A 25811-nucleotide genomic window follows, 5' to 3' on the forward strand; every position below is an offset into this window, starting at 1 on the left:
CCAGTCCCGTGACCACCATCGCCACCGCTTTTAATACGTTGCCGCTCTCCGCCGCCATGCTGGCTAACCTCGACTCGCTGGGTTATGCCGAGATGACGCAGATCCAGGCGCAGAGCTTGCCGGTGATCCTCAAGGGGCTGGACCTGATTGCCCAGGCCAAGACCGGCAGCGGCAAGACGGCTGCGTTCGGCATCGGCCTGCTGAACCCGATCAACCCGCGCTACTTTGGCTGCCAGGCCCTGGTGATGTGCCCGACCCGCGAGCTGGCCGACCAAGTGGCTAAGGAAATCCGCCGCCTGGCCCGCGCCGAAGACAACATCAAGGTGCTGACCCTGTGTGGCGGCGTGTCCCTCGGCCCGCAGATCGCCTCGCTGGAGCATGGCGCCCACGTCATCGTCGGCACCCCGGGCCGCATCCAGCAACACCTGCGCAAGGGTTCGCTGGTGCTGGACGGCTTGAACACGCTGATCCTCGACGAAGCCGACCGCATGCTCGACATGGGCTTCTACGACGCCATCGAAGACATCATCAGCAAGACCCCGGCCCGCCGCCAGACCCTGCTGTTTTCGGCCACCTACCCGGTGAGCATCAAGCAGTTGGCCTCCAAATTCATGCGCGCGCCGCAGCAAGTGAAGGCCGAAGCCTTCCACTCCGATGACCAGATCGAGCAGCGCTTCTACGAGATCTCGCCGGAAGAACGCATGGACGCGGTGACCAAGGTGCTCGCGCACTTCCGCCCGGCCTCGTGCGTGGCGTTCTGCTTCACCAAGCAGCAAGTGCAGGAAACCGTCGATCACCTGACCTCCAAGGGCATCTCCGCCGTCGGCCTGCATGGCGACCTGGAACAGCGTGACCGTGACCAGGTGCTGGCGATGTTCGCCAACCGCAGCACCTCGGTACTCGTCGCCACCGACGTTGCCGCCCGAGGCCTGGACATCGACTCGCTGGACATGGTGATCAACGTCGAACTGGCCCGCGACTCGGAAATCCACATCCACCGCGTCGGCCGCACCGGCCGTGCCGGTGAGACCGGGATCGCCATCAGCCTGGTGGCGCCGTCCGAAGCGCACCGTGCCCAAGCCATCGAGCAGTTGCAGAAATCGCCGCTGAACTGGGACCAGTTGGACAACCTCAAGCCGCAGAGCGGTGGCCCGCTGCTGCCGCAGATGAGCACCCTGTGCATCGCCGCCGGCCGTAAAGACAAGGTACGCCCGGGCGACATCCTCGGCGCACTGACCGGTGACGCCGGCATCCCCGGCGCCCAGGTCGGCAAGATCGCGATCTTTGATTTCCAGGCCTTCGTCGCCGTGGAACGCGGCGTCGCCAAGCAGGCGTTGCAGCGTTTGAATGACGGCAAGATCAAGGGCCGTTCGTTGCGCGTGCGGATCTTGTAAACGATCTCCCACCCCATGGAGATCTAATGTGGGAGGGGGCTTGCCCCCGATGGCGGTGTATCAGTCACCTGATTAATTGACTGGACCACCGCCATCGGGGGCAAGCCCCCTCCCACAGTTTTGATTGCATTTCAGATCAATATTTTGTGAGGACATTGCTGTGCGCTCGACCGAAGTTGTGATCATTGGCGCCGGCGCCGCAGGCTTGATGTGCGCACTGACCGCCGCCGGGCGTGGGCGCAAGGTGATGCTGATCGACCACGCGAACAAGGCCGGCAAGAAGATCCTGATGTCCGGCGGTGGCCGCTGCAATTTCACCAATATGTACACCGAGCCGGCCAATTTCCTCTCGCACAACGCACACTTCTGCAAATCCGCCCTGGCCCGCTACACCCAATGGGATTTCATCGGGCTGGTGGCCAAGCACGGCGTGCCGTACCACGAGAAGAAACTCGGCCAGTTGTTCTGCGATAACAAATCCAGCGACATCCTCGGCATGCTGCTCGACGAGTGCATCCAGACCGGCGTGAGCCTGCACCTGGACACTTCGATTCAAGAGATTGCCAAACTCGACAGTGGCTACCAGTTGCAGACCACGTTGGGCGAGCTGCACTGCGAGTCCCTGGTGATCGCCACCGGCGGTTTGTCGATTCCGACGCTGGGCGCAACCGGGTTTGGTTATCAGGTGGCCAAGCAGTTCGGCCACGAACTGCTGCCGACCCGCGCCGGGCTGGTGCCGTTCACCATCACCGACCAGCTCAAGGATTTGTGCGGCGAGTTGTCCGGCACCTCGGTGGACTGCCTGGTCAACTGCAACGGCCAGAGCTTTCGCGAGAACCTCCTGTTTACCCATCGCGGCCTGAGCGGGCCGGCGATTTTGCAGATTTCCTCCTACTGGGAATCCGGTGACACGGTCGAGATCAACCTGCTACCCGACCACGACGCCCACGCCTGGCTGCAACAGCAACAGGCCGAGCGCCCCAACAGCGAGCTGAAAACCCTGCTGGGTGAGATCTTCACCAAAAAGATGGCCAACCTACTGGCGGAAACCTGGTTCGTGTCCAAGCCGATGAAGCAGTACACCCACGCCGAACTGGCCGACATCGCGCAAAAACTGGCGAGCTGGCAACTCGTGCCGGCAGGCACCGAGGGCTACCGCACCGCCGAAGTGACGCTGGGCGGCGTGGATACGCGAGAAGTGTCGTCCAAGACCATGGAATCGCTGAAAAGCCCAGGCTTGTACTTTATCGGTGAAGTACTGGATGTGACCGGCCACCTCGGTGGTTTCAACTTCCAGTGGGCCTGGGCTTCCGGCTACGCCGCCGCGCAGTACGCCTGACACAACGCAGTACAAATGTGGGAGGGGGCTTGCCCCCGATGGCAGTGGACCAGTCAACTCATCAGGTGACTGACACGCCGCCATCGGGGGCAAGCCCCCTCCCACATTGACTGCATTGCACATTGAGAATGCTGTGGCCGGAATAAATTTTGCTGTCAGATGTGATCGCCACGCTTGCCGTGGCGTCATTACTGGCCCAATTTAGCGGCATCGTCCCGGAAGACTCCAGCCTTCATGTCATCGACCTCGTTCAACCAATCCATGCGGCGCCTGTGGGCGCTGGATAAATTCAGTTACAGCGTTCGGGTCTTCATCGCCCTCACCGGCAGCATGGCGCTGTGCTGGTACCAAGATGAAATGACGCTGCTGATCCCGCTGTTCCTGGGAATTATCGCCAGCGCCCTGGCCGAGACCGACGACAGTTGGCAAGGCCGCCTCAATGCCCTGGCGGTGACGCTGGTGTGTTTCAGCATTGCCGCGCTGTCGGTGGAGTTGCTGTTCCCCTATCCCTGGGCCTTTGCCGTCGCCCTGGCCCTGGCGAGTTTTGGCCTGACCATGCTCGGCGCCCTTGGCGAACGGTATGGCGCGATTGCTTCGGCCACCTTGATCCTGTCGGTCTACACCATGATCGGCGTGGACCAACGCGGCGGCGCCGTCACGGACTTCTGGCATGAACCGCTGCTGCTGGTGGCCGGGGCCGCCTGGTACGGGGCGCTGTCAGTGCTGTGGCAGGTGCTGTTTTCCAACCAGCCGGTGCAGCAGAGCCTGGCGCGGTTGTTTCGCGAATTGGGGCATTACCTCAAGCTCAAATCGTCGCTGTTCGAACCGATCCGCCAGTTGGATGTGGAGGCGCGACGCCTGGAGCTGGCCCAGCAAAACGGCCGCGTGGTGGCCGCGCTGAATGCGGCGAAGGAAATTATCCTGCACCGCGTCGGCAATGGGCGGCCGGGCTCGAAGGTCAGTCGTTACCTCAAGCTGTACTTCCTGGCCCAGGACATCCACGAACGCGCCAGTTCGTCCCACTACCCCTACAACGCCCTGGCCGAGGCCTTCTTCCATAGCGACGTGCTATTCCGCTGCCAGCGCCTGCTGCGCCAGCAAGGCAAGGCCTGCCAGGCCCTGGCCGAATCGATCCAACTGCGCCAGCCGTTCATCTATGACGCCAGCTTCGCCGAAGCCCTGGGCGACCTGAACGCGTCCATGGAACACCTGCGCATCCAGAGCAACCCGGCCTGGCGCGGCCTGCTGCGCTCCTTGCGTGCGCTGGCGGCCAACCTGTCGACCCTCGACCGCCTGCTGGGTGACGCCAGCAACCCTGACGCGCTGGCCGACGCTACTGATAGCAACCTGCTCGATCGCGCCCCGCGCAACCTCAAAGAAATGTGGACGCGCCTGCGCACCCAACTCACGCCGACCTCGCTGCTGTTCCGCCACGCCTTGCGTCTGGCGCTGGCGTTGACCATCGGCTATGGCACCCTGCATGCGATCCACGCCTCCCAGGGCTACTGGATCATCCTCACCACCCTATTCGTCTGCCAGCCCAACTACGGCGCCACCCGGCGCAAGCTCGGCCAGCGGATCATCGGCACGGCCATCGGCCTCACCGTGGCCTGGGCGTTGTTCGACCTGTTCCCCAGCGCCCTGGTGCAATCGATGTTCGCCATCGCTGCAGGCCTGGTGTTCTTTATCAACCGCACCACCCGCTACACCCTGGCCACGGCGGCGATCACCTTGATGGTGCTGTTCTGCTTCAACCAGGTGGGCGATGGCTACGGGCTGTTCCTGCCACGGCTGTTCGACACCTTGATCGGCAGCGTGATTGCCGGCCTGACCGTGTTCCTGTTCCTGCCGGACTGGCAAGGCCGGCGCCTGAACAAAGTGCTGGCGAACACCCTGACCTGCAACAGCATCTACCTGCGCCAGATCATGCAGCAATACGCCGCCGGCAAACGCGACGACCTCGCCTATCGCCTGGCCAGACGCAACGCTCACAACGCCGATGCGGCGCTGTCCACCACCCTGGCGAATATGCTGATGGAGCCGGGGCACTTCCGAAAGGAAGCCGATGTGGGCTTCCGCTTCCTGGTGCTGTCCCACACCTTGCTCAGCTACCTGTCGGGGCTCGGCGCGCACCGCGAAACCCAACTGCCGGCCGACGTGCGCGAGCACTTGATCGACGGCGCGGGGAAAACCCTGGCGGCGAGCATCGACGAAATCGCCACGGGGCTGGCCAATAAACAGCCGATCGCGATTCAGAGCGATGCCGAGGAAGCGTTGGCCGCCGAGCTGGAACAGATGCCGGATGAGATCGATGAGGGGCAGCGCTTGGTGCAGACGCAACTGGCGTTGATTTGCCGGCAGTTGGGGCCATTGCGCACCCTGGCCGCGCACCTGATCAAAGACACCAGCGCGGCGTAGGCCCCTACATCCCGTGCTGCTTCATCAACCGCGCATAGCTGCCATCAGTCTTCATCTTGGCAATCTCGCGGTCAAAGCTGGCAACGATCTGCTCATGCTCGGGGTTCTTCAGGCTGACCAGAATATGCAGGCTGTTTTCACTCAACGGCTGCGGCAAAAACTCCACCGAGCTACGCACCCGCGCCGACTCCTGTGCCAGGTAATAGCGGGCGACGTATTCGTCCTCCACCGTCAGGCGTACCCGACGCGCGACGAGCATGCGCACCGCCATGGCGAAGTTATGCACCGGGATTTTCTGTAACTGGGGGTCTTGGTCAAACGCCGCTGAATACGCATACCCACGCACCACGGCGATGGGGTAGTCGTGCAATTGCTCAAGGTTCTGAAACTCGATGGGATCGTCGCGGCGCTTGATAAACACCAAGCGGTTGATCAGGTATCCAGCGGAAAACTGCCCCAGATGCGTGCGAGCGTCGTCGTACCAGGCGTTGACCAACACGTCGTAGCGCCCATCGCCGACGCCCATCAACGCGCGGGCCCAGGGCACCTGCTCGAAATCACTGGCATAACCGGCGCGGGCCAAGGCCGTGCTGACAATATCGGTAGCCAGCCCGCCATTGACCAAGTTGGCATCGGTAAAGGGTGGCCAGGCATCCGCCACCAAGCGCAGACGCTGCGCGAACGCCGGCGGGGCCATCAACAACATTCCAATCAAAGCAAGGGCACGAGAGAATCGCGGCATGCTTAAAGTCCTTGGCGGGCAGGTGGTGGCCTTGGCTCAGGCAGTGCCTGAGGATCTAACAGTAGCTCAGATTACACAAAGAACCCGACGCTGAATGCACACAATGATGGCAGATTGACGGCACTGAAAAAAATAGCTGATTTAGACAGAAGTGCCTACCGCGCTTACTATCCGGGACAGTCACTTCCAAGAGAACCGCACTATGACAGTCGAATGGGTCTGTAAACATCACACCGAGCTGGGCAAGGAACAGCTGTACGCCATTCTGCGCCTGCGCAGCGAGGTCTTCGTCGTCGAGCAAAAGTGCCTCTATCAGGACATCGACGGGCAGGACCTGCAAGGCGATACCCACCACCTGATGGCCTGGAAAGACGATGAACTGGTGGCCTACCTGCGCCTGCTGGACCCGGAGACCCAGGCCGGGGATGTGGTGATCGGCCGGGTGATCGTGGCACCGATGACACGCGGCACCGGGCTGGGGCATCTGATGATGGAAGAAGCGCTCAAGCAGATTGACGATATCTGGCCAGAGACGCCGATCTTTCTGTCAGCCCAGGCACATTTGCAGGGTTATTACGCGCGGTATGGTTTTTTGGTGGCGGGCGAGCAATACCTTGAAGACGATATTCCCCACATCGGCATGCGGCGCGCCTGATGGCCCCATCGTGAGCAAGCCCGCTCCCACATTCGCGCGCATTCCAAACGGTGTACGCGGTTAAATGTGGGAGCGGGCTTGCTCACGAAAGCGTCAGCCCAGCGACCGCCAAGGCTCAGGGATAACCCAATACCTGTTTGATCGACGCAAGATTCGCCTCGATCCACCCCCGATCAATCGCGCCCCAATCGCGAATCCGATAATGCCCCGCATGATTGCGCGCGCCGTCTTCCTGCTCGAACTCGCAGACGATATCCAGATCCGCCAACGCCGCAATCGTGTCCTGCGCGGTGCGCCGGGGCATGCCCGTCACCTCGGTCAGCGCCGGCACGCTGCTGGCCTGCTGGCTGTCGATCAAATACGCCACGTACAGGCGGCGGTAGAAGCTGCTTTTGGTCTTGCTCACATCCATGGTCAACCGCCTTGGAAAGTCAGGGTTTGCCCTGCAGATCGCGATACGTGAGGTACACACGCAGGTCGAATTCCACCTGATGGTAGCCCGGCATCATGTACTCACAGAGTTTGTAGAACGCTTTGTTGTGGTCCGATTCCTTGAAGTGCGCCAGCTCGTGTACCACGATCATGCGCAGAAACTCCGGGGCAGCCTCCTTGAACAGCGCGGCGATGCGGATTTCTTTCTTGGACTTCAGATTGCCGCCCTGAACCCGCGAGATCGTGGTGTGCAGGCCGAGGGCGCGGTGCGTCAGATCAAGACGGTTATCGAACAGCACTTTGTCGATGGCCGGCGCGTTGCGCAGGTGCTCCTGCTTCAAGGCCAGCGCGTAGGCGTACAGGGCTTTGTCGCTCTGCACGGCGTGACGTTCGGGGTAACGCTGTTCCAGGTAGGCGCCCAACTGGTCCTTGGCGATCAGTTGGCGCACTTGCTCCTGGAGGGCTGCGGGGTAGGCCTGGAGGTATTTCAGTGCGGTCATTGAGGTCTGCAACAGGGTTCGAATGGGCGCCAGTGTAGCGAATTCAACCGGAACGGGCGCGCGACCAGTCGACCACCGCCTCGGCCATCAACGGCTGCGCCGCCCACGGTCCCTGGACAAACGCGCAACCATTGGCCTTGAGCCAATGAGCTTGCTCCTGCGTCTCTACACCCTCGGCGACCACCAGCACGCCGAAATGCCCGCACAACTCGATAATGCTGCGGGCCATCGCCGCATCCCGCGCCGAGCCCGGCAGGCACGCGATCAATTGGCGGTCGAGCTTGAGCGTGTCGAATTCCAGGTCGCGCAGGTGGGCCAGGGAACAGTGGCCGGAACCGAAGTCATCCAGGGCGATGCGCACCCCGACCGCGCGCAGCAACTTGAGCTGCTTGGCGGACTCTTCGAGGTTATGCATCAGGCTGTCCTCACCGATCTCCACTTCCAACTGGCGCCCCTGCAGCCCGTGTCGGTCGAGCACCTGCTGCAGTTGGCTCGCCAAGTTGGGCATGTTGAACTGGCTGCCGCTCAAGCTCACGCTCAACACCAGCGCATCCTCGAACGTGGCTTGCCACGCTTGGCGCTGGGACGCGACCTGGTGGTAGATCCAGGCGCTCAACTGACTGATCAGCCGGGCCTCTTCCAGCAGCGGCAAAAACAGCCCCGGCGGTACATCGCCGACACTCGGGTGCTGCCAGCGCAACAATGCCTCGACGCCGCGCAGATGGCCATCCTCCAGGGACACCTGGGGCTGGTACACCAGGGTGAAATCCTTGTTCTGGATGGCGCTGCGCACGCTGTCTTCGAGCATCAGCCGCGAGCGCGCACGGCCGTTCATTTCCTGATCGTAATAGCGATATTGCTGACGCCCCGCACGCTTGGCTTCATACATCGCGATGTCAGCCGCACGCAACAGGCCACTCAAGTCCGACCCGCAATCCGGGAACGTGGCGATGCCGATGCTGACCCCGAGCATCACCTCCAAACCGTCAACCTGCTGGCCAACAGACACGCGCTCGATCAGTTTCTCGGCAATCTTCGCTGCCTGCTCGGGGAACTCCAGCTCCAGCAACGCCGTGAACTCATCCCCGCCCATGCGTCCGAGAATGTCGTAGGAACGCAGGCAACTCTGCAACTGTTCCGAGACCCAGCGCAGCACCCGATCACCGGCGTCATGCCCCAGCGAGTCGTTGACCCGCTTGAAGCCGTCGAGGTCCAGGTACAGCAAGACCAAGGACTGCTCGGTCCGATCACTGCGCAGCAAGGAGTTTTCCACCGCCTGGTAAAAACCACGGCGGTTCAACAAGCCGGTCAGCGGGTCGGTCACCGCCTGGAATTCCAGTTGTTGATGCAAATGGCGAACTTCGGACATGTCCAACACGGTCACCACCATCGCCTTTCGCTCGGCAGGTAATGGCGCACAGGACAGCGCCACCGGCACCTGCTGACCACGGCCGGTGCGCAAGATCGCATCGTGCAAGCGCCAGGTTTCGCCCCGGCGGTAACTGGCGCACATCTGCGACTCAAGCCAGGCCGGCACATGGGGTTTTTGCAGGAAACCCAGGAAATCCTGGCCGTTGAGTTCATGGAGCGTGGCATTGAGCAGACGCGAAATCGCCGGGTTGGCGTACTCGATCACGCCCGCCTCGCTGACCACCAGGATGCCTTCGGCGGCGTTATCCAGCACCGAGGCGTTGAAGGCGCGGGCGGATTCCAGGTCATGGCTCAGGCGCTGCAAGGCCCGGCGATTGCGCTGGTGCTCCAGCAACGCCTGAACCTTGGGCTTGAGAATATGCGGGTCGAAGGGTTTGAACATGTAGTCGATGGCGCCGCTGGCATAGCCCTCCAGCACAGCGGCCGGCGATTGCGCATTGGCGCTCAGAAAGATGATCGGCGTCATGCGTGTGCGCTGGCTGCCGCGCATCAGGCGGGCGACTTCAAAACCGTCCATGCCGGGCATCATTACGTCGAGCAGCACCAAGTCGACTTCGTGCTGGAGCAACAGCTCCAGAGCCTCCAGGCCGGAACCGGCGGTCACCACCCGCCAGTCATCACGCTGCAAAAGGGCACGCATGCTGATCAGGTTTTCCGGGTAGTCATCGACCACCAGAAGAACCGAACCACCATCGCCTGGGTGTGGAGCGCATTCCATGCTACGTCTCTTCCTTAAGGTGCCGCACCGGTCAGTTCTGACAGAAAAACCAGGCAAGCACTGAGGTCTCACTCTAGCCTTGGTTCCCGAAAATCAGAAGTGACGAGGGTGCCATCATTGCGCCAAAAACTGCTAAGCCGACTAACGGTCAACCTCTACAGCCCACGTTTCATGCGGAACATGGCTTTTTGACATTCCCTTGGCGCCAATAACTTGCCAGCCATTGATTAACAAGCGGTGGGCTACCGCCTATAAAGATGCTGTCTGGCCCAAGGGCCAAAGCCTACACCTATCTGTAAAAAGGCCTACGCCATGATTGATCTTTCCACCTGGAACCTAAGCATTCCGGTCGGCTCGCCCCCCACGACGATCGACACCCCAAAGCTGATGAATGGCTTCAACGACCAATATTTCCAGGCCGAAGGCAGCAACGTGCAATTCTGGACACCCGTCACCGGCACCCGCACCGAAAACGCCATTTACCCCCGCAGCGAACTGCGCGAAACCTACGCCGATGGTCGCCTGCGCAACTGGACCTACCCCGAAGCCGACAATTATCTACACGCCACATTGACCGTCAATCAGGTGCCCTCCTCCGGGAAAATCGTCATCGGCCAGATCCACGCCTATGACAGCCAAAAACCGCTGATCAAGCTGGAATACCAGTTCAAGGAAAAAACCCAGACCGGCAACATCGTCGCCAAGGTCCGCATGCGCCCGGACGAGGACGAAAGCCGGGTGATCATCGTCGCCTCCAATGTGCCGCTGGAGAAGAGCTTTACGTACACCATCAACCTCAATAAAGCCGGCTTGCTCAGCGTGTACGCCGCCGACGATGAGTGGAACGAACGCATTGGCGCGGCATGGGGCAGCAAGCTGCTGTATTTCAAGGCGGGGACGTATGTGCAGGACAACAGTGGCGACAGCAAGGAAGGTGCACGGGTGACGTTTGCCAAGCTGGATATTGATCATGAGTGAACGATGGCTTGTTTGATCTTTAAGTCGGCGCTGTCCGCGATGGCGGTGGGTCAGTGACCGGATAAGCTGTTTGACCGTCCGCCATCGCGGGCAAGCCCGGCTCCCACATGTGCCCTACGTCGATTGAGGGTTAAGGGTCTGTCCTACACGATTCGCCGAGCGCGACCTGCAAGCGGATCAAATCCCGGCCAAAAAAAAGCCCGCATCGCTGCGGGCTTCTTTTTAAACGCCTGAGGCTCAGTTCACCTTGGCGTTCAACTCACCTTTCAGGTAACGCTGGTACATCGCTTCCAACGAGATCGGCTTGATCTTCGAAGCATTGCCCGCAGTACCAAACGCTTCATAACGTGCGATACACACATCGCGCATCGCCGTCACGGTCGCGCCGAAGAATTTACGTGGGTCGAATTCGCTCGGGTTGGTGGCCATCAGGCGACGCATCGCGCCGGTGGACGCCAGGCGCAGGTCGGTGTCGATGTTGACCTTGCGCACGCCGTACTTGATGCCTTCGACGATTTCTTCAACCGGTACGCCGTAGGTTTCTTTGATGTCGCCGCCGTACTGGTTGATGATCGCCAGCCACTCTTGCGGCACCGAGGAGGAACCGTGCATCACCAGGTGGGTGTTGGGGATGCGCTTGTGGATTTCCTTGATGCGGTCGATGGCCAGCACGTCGCCGGTAGGCGGCTTGGTGAACTTGTAGGCGCCGTGGCTGGTGCCGATGGCGATGGCCAGGGCGTCGACCTGAGTCTTCTTGACGAAGTCGGCAGCTTCTTCCGGGTCGGTCAGCATCTGGCTGTGATCCAGCACGCCTTCGGCGCCGATGCCGTCTTCTTCGCCGGCCATGCCGGTTTCCAGGGAACCCAGGCAGCCCAGCTCGCCTTCAACCGATACGCCGCAGGCGTGAGCCATGGCCACGGTTTGTTGGGTGACGCGCACGTTGTACTCGTAGTCGGTCGGGGTCTTGCCGTCTTCGCCGAGGGAGCCATCCATCATCACCGAGCTGAAGCCCAGTTGGATGGAACGCTGGCACACGTCTGGGCTGGTGCCGTGGTCCTGGTGCATGCACACCGGGATGTGCGGGAACTCTTCGATCGCAGCGAGGATCAGGTGACGCAGGAACGGGGCGCCGGCATATTTGCGCGCACCGGCCGAGGCCTGGACGATCACTGGAGAGTCGGTCTTGTCAGCGGCTTCCATGATGGCGCGCATCTGCTCAAGGTTGTTGACGTTAAAAGCTGGGACGCCATAGCCGAACTCGGCTGCGTGGTCCAGCATTTGACGCATGCTGATAAGTGCCATTGTGTTGTCTCTCCCGGTCGAGGGTCGTTAATCGTGCAAGCCTGCCGTAGCGGCGGCTGCTATTCAAGTTATTGCCGGTCAGGCTTTGCATGCCTGGCTGGCTGAATCGTTTTTTGTGAGCCGGACTCAACGCCGACATCACTTTGAAACCGTATCAATGTGGGAGGGGCAGTGCGACGATTCGACTTGCCCGCGACGGCGATTTACCTGTCGACATCGCGGGTGGCTGACCCAACGCTATCGGGGGCAAGTCGAATCGTCGCACCGCCCCTCCCACATTTTGGTCTCATTAATGTTGAGACCGTGTTCTGTTTACTGGGCCTTGCAGCCGCGCCCGATCAAATCGTCGGTGGCAACCCAGTAAACCAGGCCTTCCTCACCTTTTGTGTGAAACGCCAACTGGTCGTTGCTGTACAACACGCCCGACGCCGCCACGTCCTGCTTGAGGCGGTAAACCTGGGGCGAGCCGCCGAGACGGACGTCCACTTCGGTGCGGGCCGGGTTGGCAAAGCGCCAGTTGACCTCGGCCTTGCTGTCGCAGGTCCAGGTCGTCCATTTGTCGGCAGGCTCTGCCTTGTTGAACATGTTCATGCTGCTGCAACCGGCCAGTAGGGCCAGTGCTGCCAGGGCGAAAACGCCTTTCATTGCCAATCCTCGCACGCAGGCCCAAGGGCTGCGTTGCAGTCGGTTAGTTGATCAGACCCGTCAAGGGCAACCCTGTTCCTGACCGTTGGGCGCAGAGTCGTATTTCTCCAGCCGTTCGTTGCCCAGGCGCTTGTTGATCACCGGCATGGTCTCGGCTTGCCAATCGGCCTGGTTGCAGTTTTTTTTCTGCACAGGCAGCGCTTTTCCAGGCGCCGGCGCCGCGCTCGGCGTGCTGCCGCAGCCGGCCAACAGGCCCGCTGCAATCACCAGTGCCAACGACTTGATCATGGGAATGCTCCTTTTCCTGATCTGCCTCAGCCTTTGGCTCGGCTTTCCAGGACTTCAACGGCAGGCAGGACTTTGCCTTCGACAAATTCAAGGAACGCGCCGCCACCGGTGGAAATGTAGGAGATCTGGTCGGCAACGCCATATTTATCGATGGCCGCCAGGGTGTCGCCGCCGCCGGCGATGGAGAATGCCGAGCTTTCGGCGATGGCTTTGGCCAGCACTTTGGTGCCGTTGCCGAACTGGTCGAACTCGAACACGCCGACCGGGCCGTTCCACAGGATGGTCCGGGAGGCTTTCAGCAGCTCTGCGAAGTTGGCCGCAGTTTGCGGGCCGATGTCCAGGATCATGTCATCGGCCTCCACGTCATCGATGAGTTTGACCGTGGCTTCGGCGCTTTCGGCGAATTCCTTGGCCACGACCACGTCCACCGGCAGCGGCACGCTGACCTTGGCGGCGATGGCACGCGCGGTGTCCAGCAGGTCCGGCTCGTACAGCGACTTGCCCACCGGGTGGCCGGCTGCCGCCAGGAACGTGTTGGCAATGCCGCCGCCGACGATCAGTTGGTTGCAGATCTGGCTCAGGCTGTTGAGCACGTCCAGCTTGGTGGAGACTTTGGAGCCGGCCACGATGGCGGCCATTGGCTGGGCCGGCGCACCCAGGGCCTTGCCCAGTGCGTCCAGCTCGGCAGCCAGCAACGGGCCAGCAGCCGCGACCTTGGCGAACTTGGCCACGCCGTGGGTCGAGCCTTCGGCACGGTGAGCGGTGCCGAATGCGTCCATCACGAACACGTCGCACAGGGCGGCGTATTGCTGGGCCAGTTCGTCACTGTTCTTTTTCTCGCCCTTGTTGAAGCGCACGTTTTCGAACAGCACGATGTCGCCGGCCTTCACGTCGACGCCGCCCAGGTAGTCAGCTACCAGCGGCACGTCGCGGCCCAGGGCCTTGCTCAGGTAATCGGCCACAGGCTTGAGGCTGTTTTCAGCCGAGAACTCACCTTCGGTCGGACGACCCAGGTGGGAGCAAACCATCACGGCTGCGCCTTTTTCCAGGGCCAGCTTGATGGTCGGCAGCGAGGCCAGGATTCGCGCATCGCTGGTGACAACACCGTCCTTGATTGGGACGTTGAGGTCTTCGCGAATCAGTACGCGTTTACCTTGCAGATCGAGGTCGGTCATCTTCAACACGGTCATGGGTGGCAATTCCTGAGAGTCTTTGAATTAGAGAACGGATTTTGGGGCGGCTATTTGCAGATAGTGCTCTGCAACGTCCAGCATTCGGTTGGCAAACCCCCATTCGTTGTCGAACCAGGCCAGGATGTTCACCAGCCTCGGGCCGGAAACGCGGGTCTGGCTGGCATCGACAATCGCCGAATGCGGGTCATGGTTGAAATCACAACTGGCGTGAGGCAATTCAGTGTAGGCCAACAAGCCTTTGAGCGGGCCGCTGGCGGCGGCGTCGCGCAGAATCCGGTTGACCTCCACGGCATCGGTGTCGCTGACGGTTTGCATGGTGATGTCCAGACAGGACACGTTCACCGTCGGCACCCGCACGGCTTTGGCCTGAATTCTCCCGGCAAGTTCCGGCAACAGTCGTTCGATGCCACGCGCAAGGCCAGTGGACACCGGAATCACCGACTGAAACGCCGAACGCGTGCGACGCAGGTCTTCGTGGTGATAAGCGTCGATCACCGGCTGGTCGTTCATGGCCGAGTGGATAGTGGTAATCGACACGTAGTCCACGCCGATCGCCTGATCCAGCAGGCGCAACAGCGGCACGCTGCAGTTGGTGGTGCAGGAGGCGTTGGACACCAGCCGCTCATCGCCGGTCAGGCAATCCTGATTGATGCCGTAGACGATGGTGGCGTCGACATCCGCCTCGCTGGCCATCGGCTGGGAAAACAGCACGCGGGGTGCGCCGGCGTCGAGAAAACGCTGGCCGTCGGCACGGGTGTTATAGGCACCGGAGCATTCCAATACCAGGTCGACGCCCAGCGCCGCCCAGTCGATGCCCTCGGGGGTGGCACTGCGCAACACTTTCACGCAGTCGCCCTTGATATGCAGACAATCGCCGTCGACCCGTACTTCGCCGGGGAACCGGCCGTGGGTGGAGTCAAAGCGTGTCAGGTATTCGATGCTGGCCATGTCGGCCAAATCGTTGATCGCAACAATCTCAAACCCGGCCGCCGGCCCTCGCTCGAACAGAGCACGCAAGACGCAACGACCAATGCGGCCGTAGCCGTTGAGTGCAACTTTGTAGGGACGCGGTTGGGGCATGGGGTTCTCGATTACCTTGGGTAACAGGGTGAATGTGCCACCGCCTTCGCGAGCAAGCCCGCTCCCACATTTGAAATGCATTCCAAATGTGGGAGCGGGCTTGCTCGCGAAGGCGTCAGTACAGCCACCGCAATTTACAGCCTTAGTCTTCCAGCAGCTCTTCAGCCTGACCCAGGATGTTTTCCAGGGTGAAACCGAACTCTTCGAACAAGGCTGGCGCCGGCGCCGACTCACCGTAGGTGGTCATGCCGATCACGCGGCCTTCCAGGCCCACGTACTTGTACCAGTAGTCGGCGTGAGCCGCTTCGATGGCGATACGCGCACTGACCTGCAACGGCAATACCGATTGCTTGTAGTCAGCGTCCTGAGCTTCAAACACGCTGGTGCATGGCATGGACACCACGCGCACGTTATGGCCTTGGGCAGTCAGCTTGTCGTAGGCCTGAACGGTCAGGCCGACTTCGGAACCGGTGGAGATCAGGATCAGCTCCGGCTCGCCGATGCAGTCCTTGAGCACGTAGCCACCACGGCTGATGTCGGCGATCTGCGCGTCGGTGCGCACCTGATGTTGCAGGTTCTGACGCGAGAAGATCAGCGCCGAAGGGCCGTCCTTGCGCTCGATCGCGTGCTTCCAGGCCACGGCGGATTCGACCGCGTCGGCTGGGCGCCAGCAATCGAGGTTCGGCGTAGTGCGCAGGCTGGTCAGTTGCTCGACCGGCTGGTGGGTCGGACCGTCTTCGCCCAGGCCGATGGAGTCGTGGGTGTACACGTGGATCACGCGTTTCTTCATCAGCGCGGCCATGCGCACGGCGTTGCGCGCGTATTCCATGAACATCAGGAAGGTCGCGCCGTAAGGCACCAGGCCGCCGTGCAGGGACACGCCGTTCATGATGGCGCTCATGCCGAACTCGCGCACGCCGTAGTACATGTAGTTGCCGCTGGCGTCTTCGGCCGAAACACCTTTGCAACCTTTCCACAGGGTCAGGTTGGAACCGGCCAGGTCGGCCGAACCGCCGAGGAACTCAGGCAGCAGCGGGCCAAAGGCGTTCAGGGTGTTCTGGCTGGCTTTACGGCTGGCGATGGTCTCGCCCTTGGCCGCGACTTCGGCGATGTAGGCCGAGGCTTTCTCCGAGAAGTCGGCAGGCAGGTCACCGGCGAGACGGCGCACCAGCTCATTGGCAAGCGCAGGGAATTCGGCGGAGTAGGCGGCGAAACGCTGGTCCCACTCGGCTTCGGCGGCCAGGCCTTTTTCCTTGGCATCCCATTCGGCGTAGATGTCGGCCGGGATTTCGAACGGGCCGTAGTTCCACTTCAGCGCTTCACGGGTCAGGGCGATTTCCGCGTCACCCAGTGGGGCGCCGTGGCAGTCTTCTTTACCTTGCTTGTTCGGCGAGCCGAAACCGATGGTGGTCTTGCAGCAGATCAGGGTCGGCTGCTCGCTCTTGCGGGCGGTGTCGATGGCGGTCTTGATTTCTTCCGGGTCGTGGCCGTCGACGTTGCGGATCACTTGCCAGTTGTAGGCTTCGAAACGCTTAGGGGTGTCATCGGTGAACCAGCCTTCGACTTCGCCGTCGATGGAGATGCCGTTGTCGTCGTAGAAGGCAATCAGCTTGCCCAGGCCCAGGGTGCCGGCCAGGGAGGAAACTTCGTGGGAAATGCCTTCCATCATGCAGCCATCACCCAGGAATACGTAGGTGTGGTGGTCGACGATGTCGTGGCCGGGGCGGTTGAACTGCGCGCCCAGGACTTTTTCAGCCAGCGCGAAACCGACGGCGTTGGCCAGGCCTTGGCCCAGGGGACCGGTGGTGGTCTCGACGCCTGGGGTGTAGCCGAATTCCGGGTGGCCCGGGGTGCGGCTGTGCAGCTGACGGAAGCTCTTCAGATCGTCGATAGTGAGATCGTAGCCGGTCAGGTGCAGCAGCGAGTAGATCAGCATCGAGCCGTGGCCGTTGGACAGCACGAAGCGGTCACGGTCGGCGAACGCTGGGTTGCTCGGGTTGTGTTTCAGGTAGTCACGCCAAAGGACCTCGGCGATATCCGCCATGCCCATCGGGGCACCGGGATGGCCGCTGTTGGCTTTTTGCACGGCATCCATGCTGAGGGCACGAATGGCGTTGGCACGCTCACGACGGCTGGGCATCGCTGTTCTCCTGAGGGTTGAATAAAAGAAACGGAAAAAAGGACCGGCATTTTCCCTCAGCCACCGCCTGCGGGCAATGACAGATAGTCACTTGAGGGTGTTTTTCCTGTGGTTTGCGCGGCAATCGCCTGCAGAACTCGGCCGCCCCTTCGTCTAAGAGGGATAGCGCTCGCTTATAACCGCCACTTATCGACCAATATCAAAACTTTTTGATATTGACCTTGCGATGATTTCCACCCATCACTAGACTGCTGGCCTTATGAACCTACCCGTGCCCTCCCTGCGTCCCGACGATGGCGATGAACTGGCTGCCTTATGCAAGGCCGCTGGCGACCCGTTGCGCCTGAACGTACTGCGGGTGCTGGCCAACGATTCCTTCGGCGTGCTGGAACTGGCGCAGATCTTCGCCATTGGTCAGTCGGGCATGAGCCATCACTTGAAGGTCCTGGCCCAGGCCGACCTGGTGGCCACCCGTCGCGAAGGCAACGCGATTTTTTACCGCCGCGCCCTGCCCCACACCGAGCTGCTCGGCGGCAAGCTGCACAGTGCGCTGCTGGAAGAAGTGGACAACTTAAGTCTGCCCAGCGACGTGCAGTCGCGCATCGGCCAAGTGCATGGGCAGCGCGCAGCGGCTAGCCAGGACTTTTTCTCACGGGTTGCCGAAAAGTTTCGCGCCCAGCAGGACCTGATCGCCGGCTTGCCCCAATATCGCGAAAGTGTACTGGCGCTGCTGGACAAGCTGAGCTTCAGTCATGAAGCGACCGCCCTGGAAGTCGGGCCAGGGGATGGCGGCTTTTTGCCGGAGCTGGCGCGCCGTTTTCACCAGGTCACGGCGCTGGACAACAGCCCGGCGATGCTCGAACTGGCGCGCCAGTTGTGCGAGCGCGAGGCCCTGGGCAACGTCAGCCTGCAGTTGGCGGACGCCCTGAATGACACCAGCCTGCGGGCCGATTGCGTGGTGCTGAACATGGTCCTGCACCATTTCGCGGCCCCCGCCGACGCCCTCAAGCAGATGGCGAATTTGCTGCAACCCGGCGGTAGCCTGCTGGTTACAGATTTATGCAGCCACAACCAGAATTGGGCCAGGGAGGCCTGCGGTGATCTCTGGTTGGGTTTTGAACAGGACGATCTGGCCCGTTGGGCCACCGCTGCGGGACTCGTTCCCGGGGAAAGCCTCTATGTAGGTTTACGTAATGGTTTCCAGATTCAGGTCCGCCATTTTCAGCGACCGGCTGGCGACACTCACCATCGGTAAATATCAGGAAAACATCGAGATGAGCGAATACTCCCTTTTCACCTCCGAGTCCGTGTCTGAAGGGCATCCGGACAAAATCGCCGACCAGATTTCTGATGCGGTGCTGGACGCCATCATTGCTGAAGACAAGTTCGCCCGTGTGGCGTGCGAGACTCTGGTGAAAACGGGCGTGGCGATCATCGCCGGCGAAGTCACCACCTCGGCCTGGGTCGACCTGGAGCATATCGTCCGTGAGGTGATCACCAACATCGGCTACAACAGCTCCAACGTCGGCTTTGACGGCGCCACCTGCGGCGTGATGAACATCATCGGCAAGCAGTCCCCAGACATCAACCAAGGTGTCGACCGCGCCAAGCCAGAAGACCAGGGCGCCGGCGACCAGGGCCTGATGTTCGGCTATGCCAGCAACGAAACCGACGTGCTGATGCCGGCACCGATCACCTTCTCGCACCAGTTGGTGCAGCGCCAGGCCGAAGCCCGTAAATCCGGCCTGCTGCCGTGGCTGCGGCCGGACGCCAAGTCCCAAGTAACCTGCCGTTATGAAGGCGGCAAAGTGGTCGGCATCGATGCTGTCGTGCTGTCAACCCAGCACAACCCGGACGTTTCCTACGCCGACCTGCGCGAAGGCGTGATGGAGCTGATCGTCAAGCACGTACTGCCGGCTGAACTGCTGAGCAAGGACACCCAGTTCCACATCAACCCGACCGGCCAGTTCATCATTGGTGGCCCGGTGGGCGACTGCGGCCTGACCGGGCGCAAGATCATTGTCGACAGCTACGGCGGCATGGCCCGTCACGGCGGTGGCGCGTTCTCCGGTAAAGATCCATCCAAGGTTGACCGTTCGGCAGCCTACGCCGGTCGCTACGTGGCCAAGAACATCGTCGCCGCCGGCCTGGCCGAGCGTTGCGAGATTCAGGTGTCCTACGCTATCGGTGTGGCCCAGCCTACGTCGATCTCGCTGAACACCTTCGGCACCGGCAAGATCAGCGATGACAAGATCGTCAAGCTGGTGCGTGAGATCTTCGACCTGCGCCCTTACGCAATCACCACCATGCTCGACCTGCTGCACCCGATGTACCAGGAAACCGCGGCCTACGGCCACTTCGGCCGTACCCCGGCGCAGAAGACGGTCGGCGACGACACCTTCACCACGTTCACCTGGGAAAAAACCGACCGCGCCGACGACCTGCGTATCGCTGCCGGCCTGTAATCGCTTGCGGTACTCAAAGCCCTGCCGGGTTCGCCCGGCGGGGCTTTTTATTGGTGCGCGATTCGCGTCGTGCTTCACATTTTTTGGATCCAAACCTTGCAGGCCAAATAATGGCCCACTAGAATCCGCGCCCTCCCGGGCCTTCCACCTAATTATGGATATTGCACTGCGCCAGCCCGGGACTCATCAACGCGCAGGCAATCGAACATTGAGGTTTTCATGCGCATTTCCACGCTCGCCCCGACCGCCCTGCTGCTCAGCCTGTTCGCCCTGCCGGTAAATGCCGCCGACCTGAGCGCACTGAGTGGCGCACTGAGCTCCCAACTCGGTGGCGGCAACTCCGGCGACTGCCAACAGCAAGCCAAAGACCTGCAAACCAAGATCGATGCGGCCAATGCCAAAAACGACACCTTGAAAGTGAAGGCCTTCGAAGCCGCGCTGGAGCAGGTCAACAAAGGCTGTAACAAACTCGCCGAGTCCCAGGCCAACGTCGATGCCAAGCAGCAAAAGCAGCAGGCCAAGACTGAAAACAACGATGCCGTGAAAGCCTTGGGTGGTCTGTTCAAGTAAGCAGAAACACCCGGTAAAAAGCCCCGACCTGTCGGGGCTTTTTTGTGGGCGCGAAGATCCCTTAGGCTGAGCGCCCCTTACCGAGCAAGGATGCTCCCGATGCGCCTGCTGATTGTTCTTTTACTCAGTGTTCTAACCGGGTTGGCCAGGGCTGAAGAGTGCCCCGATGATGCGCGCGCGCAGATCGGCCCGCTGGCCCGGCAAATCAGTCTCTGGGATGACAACTACCACCGGCTTGGCCATTCGCCCATCAGCGATGAACTCTACGACCAGGCCCGCCAACGCCTGGCTCACTGGCACCGGTGCTTTCCCCAACCGGCTGCGGTAGCTGACAAGCCATTGGCCAGCTCACGGGGCACCTCGCCGCACCCGGTGGCCCATACGGGCCTGGAAAAATTGCTCGACGAACACGCCGTCGGCGAATGGCTCCGGGCTCGCCAAGACGTCTGGATTCAGCCCAAGGTCGATGGTGTCGCCGTGACCCTGGTCTACCGCCAGGGGCGCTTGCGCCAAGTAATCAGCCGGGGCGACGGCCTGCTCGGCCAGGATTGGTCTGCCTCCGCGAAAAAAATCCCCGGCATCGTCCAGCAACTGCCGGAGCCCATCGACCTTGTGCTGCAAGGTGAGCTTTACTGGCGTCTCGACGACCACGTGCAATCGACCCTGGGCGGGCTCAATGCGCGCAGCAAGGTGGCCGGCCTGATGAACCGTCGACAATTGAACGACGCCGAGGCGGCCGGGATCGGTCTGTTTGTCTGGGCCTGGCCCGATGGCCCGGCAGACTTTACCGAGCGCCTGGCCACCCTGGCTGGCTGGGGTTTCACCGACAGCCAACGCTACAGCCGGCCCATTCAGGACATCGCCGACGCCGCACGCTGGCGCACCTACTGGTACAACCATCCACTGCCTTTTGCCAGTGATGGCGTCGTGCTGCACCAGGCCACCCGCGCACCCGCCAAGCGCTGGCAGGTCAGCACGCCTTACTGGGCGGTCGCCTGGAAATATCCCGCAGCAAAGGCCCTGGCGCTGGTACGCAAGGTGCAATTCAACATCGGCCGCACCGGGCGCATCACGCCGGTCCTGGAACTCGAACCGGTGCGGCTGGACGACAGGCAGATCAGCCGCGTCAGCACCGGCTCCCTGCAACGCTGGAAAACAATGGATATCCGCCCCGGCGACCAGGTTTCCATCAGTCTCGCCGGCCAGGTCATTCCGCGATTGGACGAGGTGATCCTGCGCAACGAGACAAGAGTGGACATCCAAGTCCCCAGTGCCCGGGACTTTCACGCCCTGAGTTGCTGGCAACTGGACCCTGGCTGTGAAGAACAGTTGCTGGCCCGCCTGACCTGGTTGAGCGGCAACCAGGGCCTGGGCCTGCCGCATATGGGCCGGGAGACGTGGAACGTATTGATCCAGGCCGGTCTAATCGCAGGCTTCCTCGATTGGTTAACCCTGGATGCGGCAGAGCTTGCTAACATTGAAGGCTTCGGTGATCGCAGCCGTGCGCGGGTGCTCGACAGTATTCGTAGCGCACGGCAACGGCCTTTTGCTCAATGGCTCAAAGCCCTGGGCGTGCCGCCCGCGGCACGCAATAACCTGGAAGGCGACTGGCAGGCGCTGGTTGCCAAGGACACCCAAGCCTGGCTGGCCCTGGATGGCATCGGCCCGGGACGCGCGGCGCAACTGAGCGCTTTTTTTCGCGACCCGCAGATCCAGGCGTTGGCTGAGACACTACGCGTGGCTGGGATTGACGGGTTTTGAACCTGACCCGGCCACTAGATTGCGACTTTGGAGCTCCCTATGAAATTTTTAGCCCCTTTTGCCCTGCTGACCGTCGCATGCTTCATGGCGACGCCGCTGCTGGCAGCCGAAGAAGCAACCCCACTGACCGGCTGCGCCGCCAAGCGCCAGGCCATCATCACCCAGATCGAACAGGCCAAGGCCCATGGCAACAGCGCACAACAGGCCGGCCTGGAAAAAGCCCTGAGTGAAGTCACGGCCAACTGCACCGACGCCACCTTGAAAAAGGAGCGCGAAAACAAGGTACTCGACGCCAAGCATGACGTCAGCCGCCGTCAGGCCGACCTCGACAAGGCGATGAAAAAAGGCGACGCGGACAAGATCAACAAACGTAAGGACAAACTGGCCGAGTCGCGCAAAGCACTGCAGGATGCGGTGGAAGAACTCGACCAGTAAACCGGTCAGTGGTCCCGGAACTGCTTATGGCAGGCGCTGCAGGCATCTTCGACTTTCTGCACCGCAGGCGAAAGGTTACTGGCCTTGTAGGGCTGCACCTTGCTTGCGATCACCAATTCACCGGTGGCCGCTTCGAGGTCGCGGGCCAGTTGCTGGAATTGCGCCTGTTTTTGCCAAACGTCGTCCTTCGCGCTGGTGTGGTCTTCCTCTCGCACGCTCGGGAAATGCTTCCACGGCTCATGGGACAACGCATCGAGCTTGGCCGCGCCTTCCGCGAACTTCGCGCCGTCGAACGGGATGCGTCCACGCAACATGCCACCCAGGTCTTCGCCGGTCTTGAGCATTTGCTTGAAGATCGCCTTGCGCTGACCCAGGGGCGAATTCGGATCAACGCCGCCACAGGCGGACAGCGCCAGGCAGGCCAGCAGTACAACAGTCAGTTTTTTAAAAGTCATGGTGGCTTCGAGGTCACGGGAAACGGCGGCCAGTATCCTCGCCCCGCCTGCAAAGACCAATAGCCCTATTAACGATAAGGGTTGCCCAAACGCGTCGGCGCGCGGGCAATCGCTTCAGGAATTGCTTGTATGAATATCGCTTTGAAACCCTGGAGCCGCCGCCTGGCGTGGGCTCTACCGATGATCGTGATGTTGGCCGGCTGCGATGTGGGCAAGGATGCGCACAAAGATGAAACTATCAAACCCCATGCGGTGGCCACCTATGTGAGCGCACCGTGGGAAGCGCTGCCGGCGGTGTCCGATAGCGAACTGCTAGCCGGGTTTGAATCCTGGCGCAGCGCCTGCCAACGCCTCAAGGCTGACCCGGTGTGGGGCGCGACCTGCGCGGCGGCAACTGCAGTGCCAGGGGATGCGGCGGCGGTTCGCGGTTTTCTCAAGGAGCGCCTGGACGTATTCGGCCTGCGCTCGGCCGACAACACCCCGAACGGCCTGATCACCGGCTACTACGAGCCGGTCTACCCCGGCAGCCTGACCGAAACCCCTACCGCCCATGTGCCCGTGTACGGCGTGCCGGACGACCTGATCATCGTCAACCTCGAAAGCATCTACCCGGAACTCAAGGGCAAGCGCCTGCGCGGCCGCCTGGAAGGTCGTGTGCTCAAGCCGTATGACGACGCCAGCACGATCAACGGCCAAGGCTCCACCGCCAAGCCGATCGCCTGGCTGACCGACCCGATGGACCTGCAATTCCTGCAGATCCAGGGTTCGGGCCGAATTCAACTGGCTGGCGGGCGCCAACTGCGTATCGGCTACGGCGACCAGAACGGCTACCCCTACCGCCCTATCGGCCGCTGGCTGGTGGAACAAGGCGAGCTGAAGAAAGAAGACGTGACCATGGGCGCCATCGCCGCCTGGGCCAAGGCGCACCCGCAGCGCATTCCGCAACTGCTGGCGAGCAACCCCAGCTACGTGTTCTTCAGCGCTCGCCCCGACAGCAACGAAGGCCCACGCGGCTCGCTCAACGTGCCGCTGACCGCCGGCTACAGCGTAGCGGTGGATCGCAAGGTGATTCCGCTGGGCAGCCTGTTGTGGCTGTCGACCACACGCCCGGATGGCACACCGATCGTGCGCCCTGTCGCCGCGCAGGATACCGGCGGCGCAATCACCGGCGAAGTGCGCGCGGACTTGTTCTGGGGCACAGGGGAAGCAGCAGGCGAACTGGCAGGGAATATGAAGCAGCAGGGGCAGATCTGGATGTTGTGGCCCAAGGGCGCCGTATTACCCCAGGTGCCGGATGCCCCAGCCGGCACCTGACCGACGCTGATCGACAATGTGGGAGCAAGCCGGCTCCCACACGGCGGCAGGCGTTAGATCGAGACGAAGAAGAAACTCACAATCAGCGCCATGCCAACCGCCCACACCAGCGAGCGCAGGATGGCCCAGTCCGCCAGGTAGCAGATGATGTACAGCAGGCGACTGGTGATAAACAACACCGCGAGGACATTGATCGTGACCAGTTCGGCGTTGCCAGCCAGGTGCGCGATGATCACAGCGGCAGCAAACGCCGGGGTCACTTCAAAGCTGTTGAGCTGCGCGCTGTGGGCACGTTTGGCGAAGCCTTCCAAGGTATCGAGGAAGGCACGCGGGTCATGGTTCTGCCGTGGCCCGAACTTGCCGCCGCTGAATTTGGCCACACCTATACACAGGTAAGGCAGAAAGATTGCGATCAATACACACCAGAAAGCGACAGTCATTACTCATTCCTTTTTTGGTTTTATCAAGACGGCTAGCGTTTTATCACGAACATGCTGGTCAGCCCCCATCCACAGGCGATGGGCCCAACTGCATGACCCAAAGCACCCAAGCGTAGCTCATCAACACACGCCCCGGTCGGCGCCGGTAGCGCCTCCGCTCACTGATCCTTATTGATCCGCTGCGGATGCCTCGGGTCCGCTGCAGCCTTGCCCGGCAGGCTGCTTTCGCTGCGGATCTGCGCGTGGCTGATCAGCGCAAAGATACAGCTCCCGCCAATGATATTGCCGGCCAGGGTCGGCCCGGCGAATATTAGCCAGAAATCCTTCCACGGCAATTCGCCGGCAAATACCAGGTAAGACACTTCCGCCGAACCGACCACGATGTGGGTGAAATCCCCCAGCGCCATCAGGTAGGTGATCAGGATGATGATCCAGATCTTGGCGCTTTCCATCGACGGGATCATCCACACCATGGTGGCGATCATCCAGCCGGAAACGATGCCCTTGGCGAACATCTGGCCGGGGGCGTTTTCCATGACTTTGCGTCCGATCTCAAGGAAGGCCAAGTCGGTCTTGGTATCGAAGATCGGCAAGTGCAGCATCACATAGGCCACCAGCAAGGTGCCGCACAAGTTACCCACCAGCACCACCGTCCACAGGCGCAGAAGACGCCCGGCATTGGCCAGGGTCGGTTTGCTCATCACCGGCAGCACTGCGGTCAGGGTGTTTTCAGTGAACAACTGCTGGCGTGCGAGGATCACCGCCAAAAAGCCCGCGCAATAGCCGAAGCTGGCGATGACTTTGAACCCTTCACCGTCCGGCAGGCGCGAGTTGAGTAGGCCCATGCCCATCAGTGAGAGGCCCATAGTCAGGCCCGCCGCCAGCGCCGACCACCACAATGCCGCCACCGAGCGCTCGAGCTCCTGATCGCCCTGAGTGCGGATGATTTCATGCAGTACAGCCGCGCGGGGCGGCTGGTTCTTGTCAACGTCGTGCTGTTCTTCCTGCGACAGGTTGGGGGTTTTGCCGTCGTCGTTCGTGGCCATGATGTTCCAGAGTCCAAGAGGTGTCTGTAGCTACGACAGGCTGGAGCAATGGCTGTTCAGTGGCGTGGCA

24 protein-coding genes are annotated in these 25811 nt (G+C 61.4%); 11 read left to right on the forward strand and 13 right to left on the reverse strand.

What is annotated here, in order from left to right; all coding sequences use genetic code 11:
* Window positions 1-56 precede the first annotated feature (56 nt).
* From dbpA to yccS, 3 genes are all read left to right on the forward strand, one after another.
* Complete coding sequence (gene dbpA / locus P3S72_RS28260) at window positions 57-1394, forward strand: ATP-dependent RNA helicase DbpA (RefSeq protein ID WP_247397788.1); 1338 nt, start codon at window positions 57-59, stop codon at window positions 1392-1394.
* Window positions 1395-1554: 160 nt separating this feature from the next.
* Entirely contained in the window at window positions 1555-2733 is a 1179-nt protein-coding gene (locus P3S72_RS28265) for an NAD(P)/FAD-dependent oxidoreductase (RefSeq protein WP_276195240.1), read from the forward strand.
* Window positions 2734-2967: 234 nt separating this feature from the next.
* Window positions 2968-5151, forward strand: coding sequence for a YccS family putative transporter (yccS, locus tag P3S72_RS28270; protein WP_276195241.1), 2184 nt, complete (start codon window positions 2968-2970; stop codon window positions 5149-5151).
* 4 nt (window positions 5152-5155) lie between these two features.
* On the opposite strand, the gene P3S72_RS28275 is transcribed toward yccS, so the two are convergent.
* Window positions 5156-5893 carry a transporter substrate-binding domain-containing protein gene (locus P3S72_RS28275; RefSeq protein ID WP_276195242.1) on the reverse strand — a complete coding sequence of 246 codons (738 nt, stop codon included), beginning with the start codon at window positions 5891-5893 and terminating at the stop codon, window positions 5156-5158.
* Window positions 5894-6095: 202 nt separating this feature from the next.
* On the opposite strand from P3S72_RS28275, the gene P3S72_RS28280 reads away from it, so the two are divergent.
* Window positions 6096-6548, forward strand: a complete 453-nt coding sequence (locus P3S72_RS28280; protein WP_276195243.1) for a GNAT family N-acetyltransferase — start codon at window positions 6096-6098, stop codon at window positions 6546-6548.
* A gap of 115 nt (window positions 6549-6663) precedes the next feature.
* On the opposite strand, the gene P3S72_RS28285 is transcribed toward P3S72_RS28280, so the two are convergent.
* Genes P3S72_RS28285 through P3S72_RS28295 form a run of 3 tightly spaced genes read right to left on the reverse strand, consistent with a single transcriptional unit; the run spans window position 6664 to window position 9629 of the window.
* The gene (locus P3S72_RS28285; RefSeq protein WP_247404038.1) at window positions 6664-6960 is read right to left on the reverse strand and encodes a winged helix-turn-helix domain-containing protein; all 297 of its coding nucleotides are present in this window, start codon (window positions 6958-6960) and stop codon (window positions 6664-6666) included.
* A 19-nt stretch (window positions 6961-6979) separates the two neighbouring features.
* A complete protein-coding gene (locus tag P3S72_RS28290) occupies window positions 6980-7480 on the reverse strand; it encodes a M48 family metallopeptidase (protein ID WP_010207148.1) in 501 nt (166 codons plus the stop codon).
* Window positions 7481-7523: 43 nt separating this feature from the next.
* Complete coding sequence (locus P3S72_RS28295; RefSeq protein WP_276195244.1) at window positions 7524-9629, reverse strand: EAL domain-containing protein; 2106 nt, start codon at window positions 9627-9629, stop codon at window positions 7524-7526.
* A gap of 312 nt (window positions 9630-9941) precedes the next feature.
* On the opposite strand from P3S72_RS28295, the gene P3S72_RS28300 reads away from it, so the two are divergent.
* Window positions 9942-10607 carry a polysaccharide lyase family 7 protein gene (locus tag P3S72_RS28300; protein WP_276195245.1) on the forward strand — a complete coding sequence of 222 codons (666 nt, stop codon included), beginning with the start codon at window positions 9942-9944 and terminating at the stop codon, window positions 10605-10607.
* 237 nt (window positions 10608-10844) lie between these two features.
* Here P3S72_RS28300 and fba read toward each other — a convergent pair whose 3' ends face one another.
* The 6 genes from fba to tkt all read right to left on the reverse strand — a co-directional run bounded on the left by fba (window position 10845) and on the right by tkt (window position 17255).
* The gene (gene fba, locus P3S72_RS28305; protein WP_003177554.1) at window positions 10845-11909 is read right to left on the reverse strand and encodes a class II fructose-bisphosphate aldolase; all 1065 of its coding nucleotides are present in this window, start codon (window positions 11907-11909) and stop codon (window positions 10845-10847) included.
* Between the two features lie 312 nt (window positions 11910-12221).
* The gene (locus P3S72_RS28310) at window positions 12222-12554 is read right to left on the reverse strand and encodes an MliC family protein (RefSeq protein ID WP_247404051.1); all 333 of its coding nucleotides are present in this window, start codon (window positions 12552-12554) and stop codon (window positions 12222-12224) included.
* Between the two features lie 60 nt (window positions 12555-12614).
* On the reverse strand, window positions 12615-12842 hold the full coding sequence (locus tag P3S72_RS28315) for a hypothetical protein (RefSeq protein ID WP_276195247.1): 228 nt from the start codon (window positions 12840-12842) through the stop codon (window positions 12615-12617).
* A gap of 26 nt (window positions 12843-12868) precedes the next feature.
* On the reverse strand, window positions 12869-14032 hold the full coding sequence (locus P3S72_RS28320) for a phosphoglycerate kinase (RefSeq protein WP_276195248.1): 1164 nt from the start codon (window positions 14030-14032) through the stop codon (window positions 12869-12871).
* 27 nt (window positions 14033-14059) lie between these two features.
* Window positions 14060-15115 (reverse strand): erythrose-4-phosphate dehydrogenase, encoded by a 1056-nt coding sequence (epd, locus tag P3S72_RS28325; RefSeq protein WP_276195249.1) that lies wholly within the window; start codon window positions 15113-15115, stop codon window positions 14060-14062.
* 142 nt (window positions 15116-15257) lie between these two features.
* Window positions 15258-17255, reverse strand: a complete 1998-nt coding sequence (gene tkt, locus P3S72_RS28330) for a transketolase (protein ID WP_276195250.1) — start codon at window positions 17253-17255, stop codon at window positions 15258-15260.
* Window positions 17256-17514: 259 nt separating this feature from the next.
* Here tkt and P3S72_RS28335 point away from each other — a divergent pair, with 259 nt between their 5' ends.
* The 5 genes from P3S72_RS28335 to P3S72_RS28355 all read left to right on the forward strand — a co-directional run bounded on the left by P3S72_RS28335 (window position 17515) and on the right by P3S72_RS28355 (window position 22486).
* Complete coding sequence (locus P3S72_RS28335; RefSeq protein ID WP_276195251.1) at window positions 17515-18510, forward strand: metalloregulator ArsR/SmtB family transcription factor; 996 nt, start codon at window positions 17515-17517, stop codon at window positions 18508-18510.
* A gap of 19 nt (window positions 18511-18529) precedes the next feature.
* Window positions 18530-19720 carry a methionine adenosyltransferase gene (gene metK, locus P3S72_RS28340; protein ID WP_276195252.1) on the forward strand — a complete coding sequence of 397 codons (1191 nt, stop codon included), beginning with the start codon at window positions 18530-18532 and terminating at the stop codon, window positions 19718-19720.
* A gap of 219 nt (window positions 19721-19939) precedes the next feature.
* The gene (locus tag P3S72_RS28345) at window positions 19940-20290 is read left to right on the forward strand and encodes a DUF1090 family protein (RefSeq protein WP_253399854.1); all 351 of its coding nucleotides are present in this window, start codon (window positions 19940-19942) and stop codon (window positions 20288-20290) included.
* A 99-nt stretch (window positions 20291-20389) separates the two neighbouring features.
* Window positions 20390-22051 carry an NAD-dependent DNA ligase LigB gene (ligB, locus tag P3S72_RS28350; protein ID WP_276195253.1) on the forward strand — a complete coding sequence of 554 codons (1662 nt, stop codon included), beginning with the start codon at window positions 20390-20392 and terminating at the stop codon, window positions 22049-22051.
* Window positions 22052-22090: 39 nt separating this feature from the next.
* Entirely contained in the window at window positions 22091-22486 is a 396-nt protein-coding gene (locus P3S72_RS28355; protein WP_276195255.1) for a DUF1090 domain-containing protein, read from the forward strand.
* Between the two features lie 5 nt (window positions 22487-22491).
* Here P3S72_RS28355 and P3S72_RS28360 read toward each other — a convergent pair whose 3' ends face one another.
* Window positions 22492-22941, reverse strand: a complete 450-nt coding sequence (locus P3S72_RS28360) for a cytochrome c (RefSeq protein ID WP_276195257.1) — start codon at window positions 22939-22941, stop codon at window positions 22492-22494.
* Window positions 22942-23070: 129 nt separating this feature from the next.
* On the opposite strand from P3S72_RS28360, the gene P3S72_RS28365 reads away from it, so the two are divergent.
* A complete protein-coding gene (locus P3S72_RS28365) occupies window positions 23071-24255 on the forward strand; it encodes an MltA domain-containing protein (RefSeq protein WP_276195259.1) in 1185 nt (394 codons plus the stop codon).
* A gap of 53 nt (window positions 24256-24308) precedes the next feature.
* Here P3S72_RS28365 and P3S72_RS28370 read toward each other — a convergent pair whose 3' ends face one another.
* Both P3S72_RS28370 and P3S72_RS28375 read right to left on the reverse strand, forming a co-directional pair.
* The gene (locus tag P3S72_RS28370; RefSeq protein ID WP_276195261.1) at window positions 24309-24695 is read right to left on the reverse strand and encodes an MAPEG family protein; all 387 of its coding nucleotides are present in this window, start codon (window positions 24693-24695) and stop codon (window positions 24309-24311) included.
* Window positions 24696-24853: 158 nt separating this feature from the next.
* Window positions 24854-25741: a formate/nitrite transporter family protein gene (locus tag P3S72_RS28375; RefSeq protein WP_276195263.1), complete on the reverse strand. Its 888-nt coding sequence runs from the start codon at window positions 25739-25741 to the stop codon at window positions 24854-24856.
* Window positions 25742-25811 lie beyond the last annotated feature (70 nt).

It is taken from the genome of Pseudomonas sp. D3, assembly GCF_029320995.1.
Taxonomy (GTDB): domain Bacteria; phylum Pseudomonadota; class Gammaproteobacteria; order Pseudomonadales; family Pseudomonadaceae; genus Aquipseudomonas; species Aquipseudomonas paraveronii.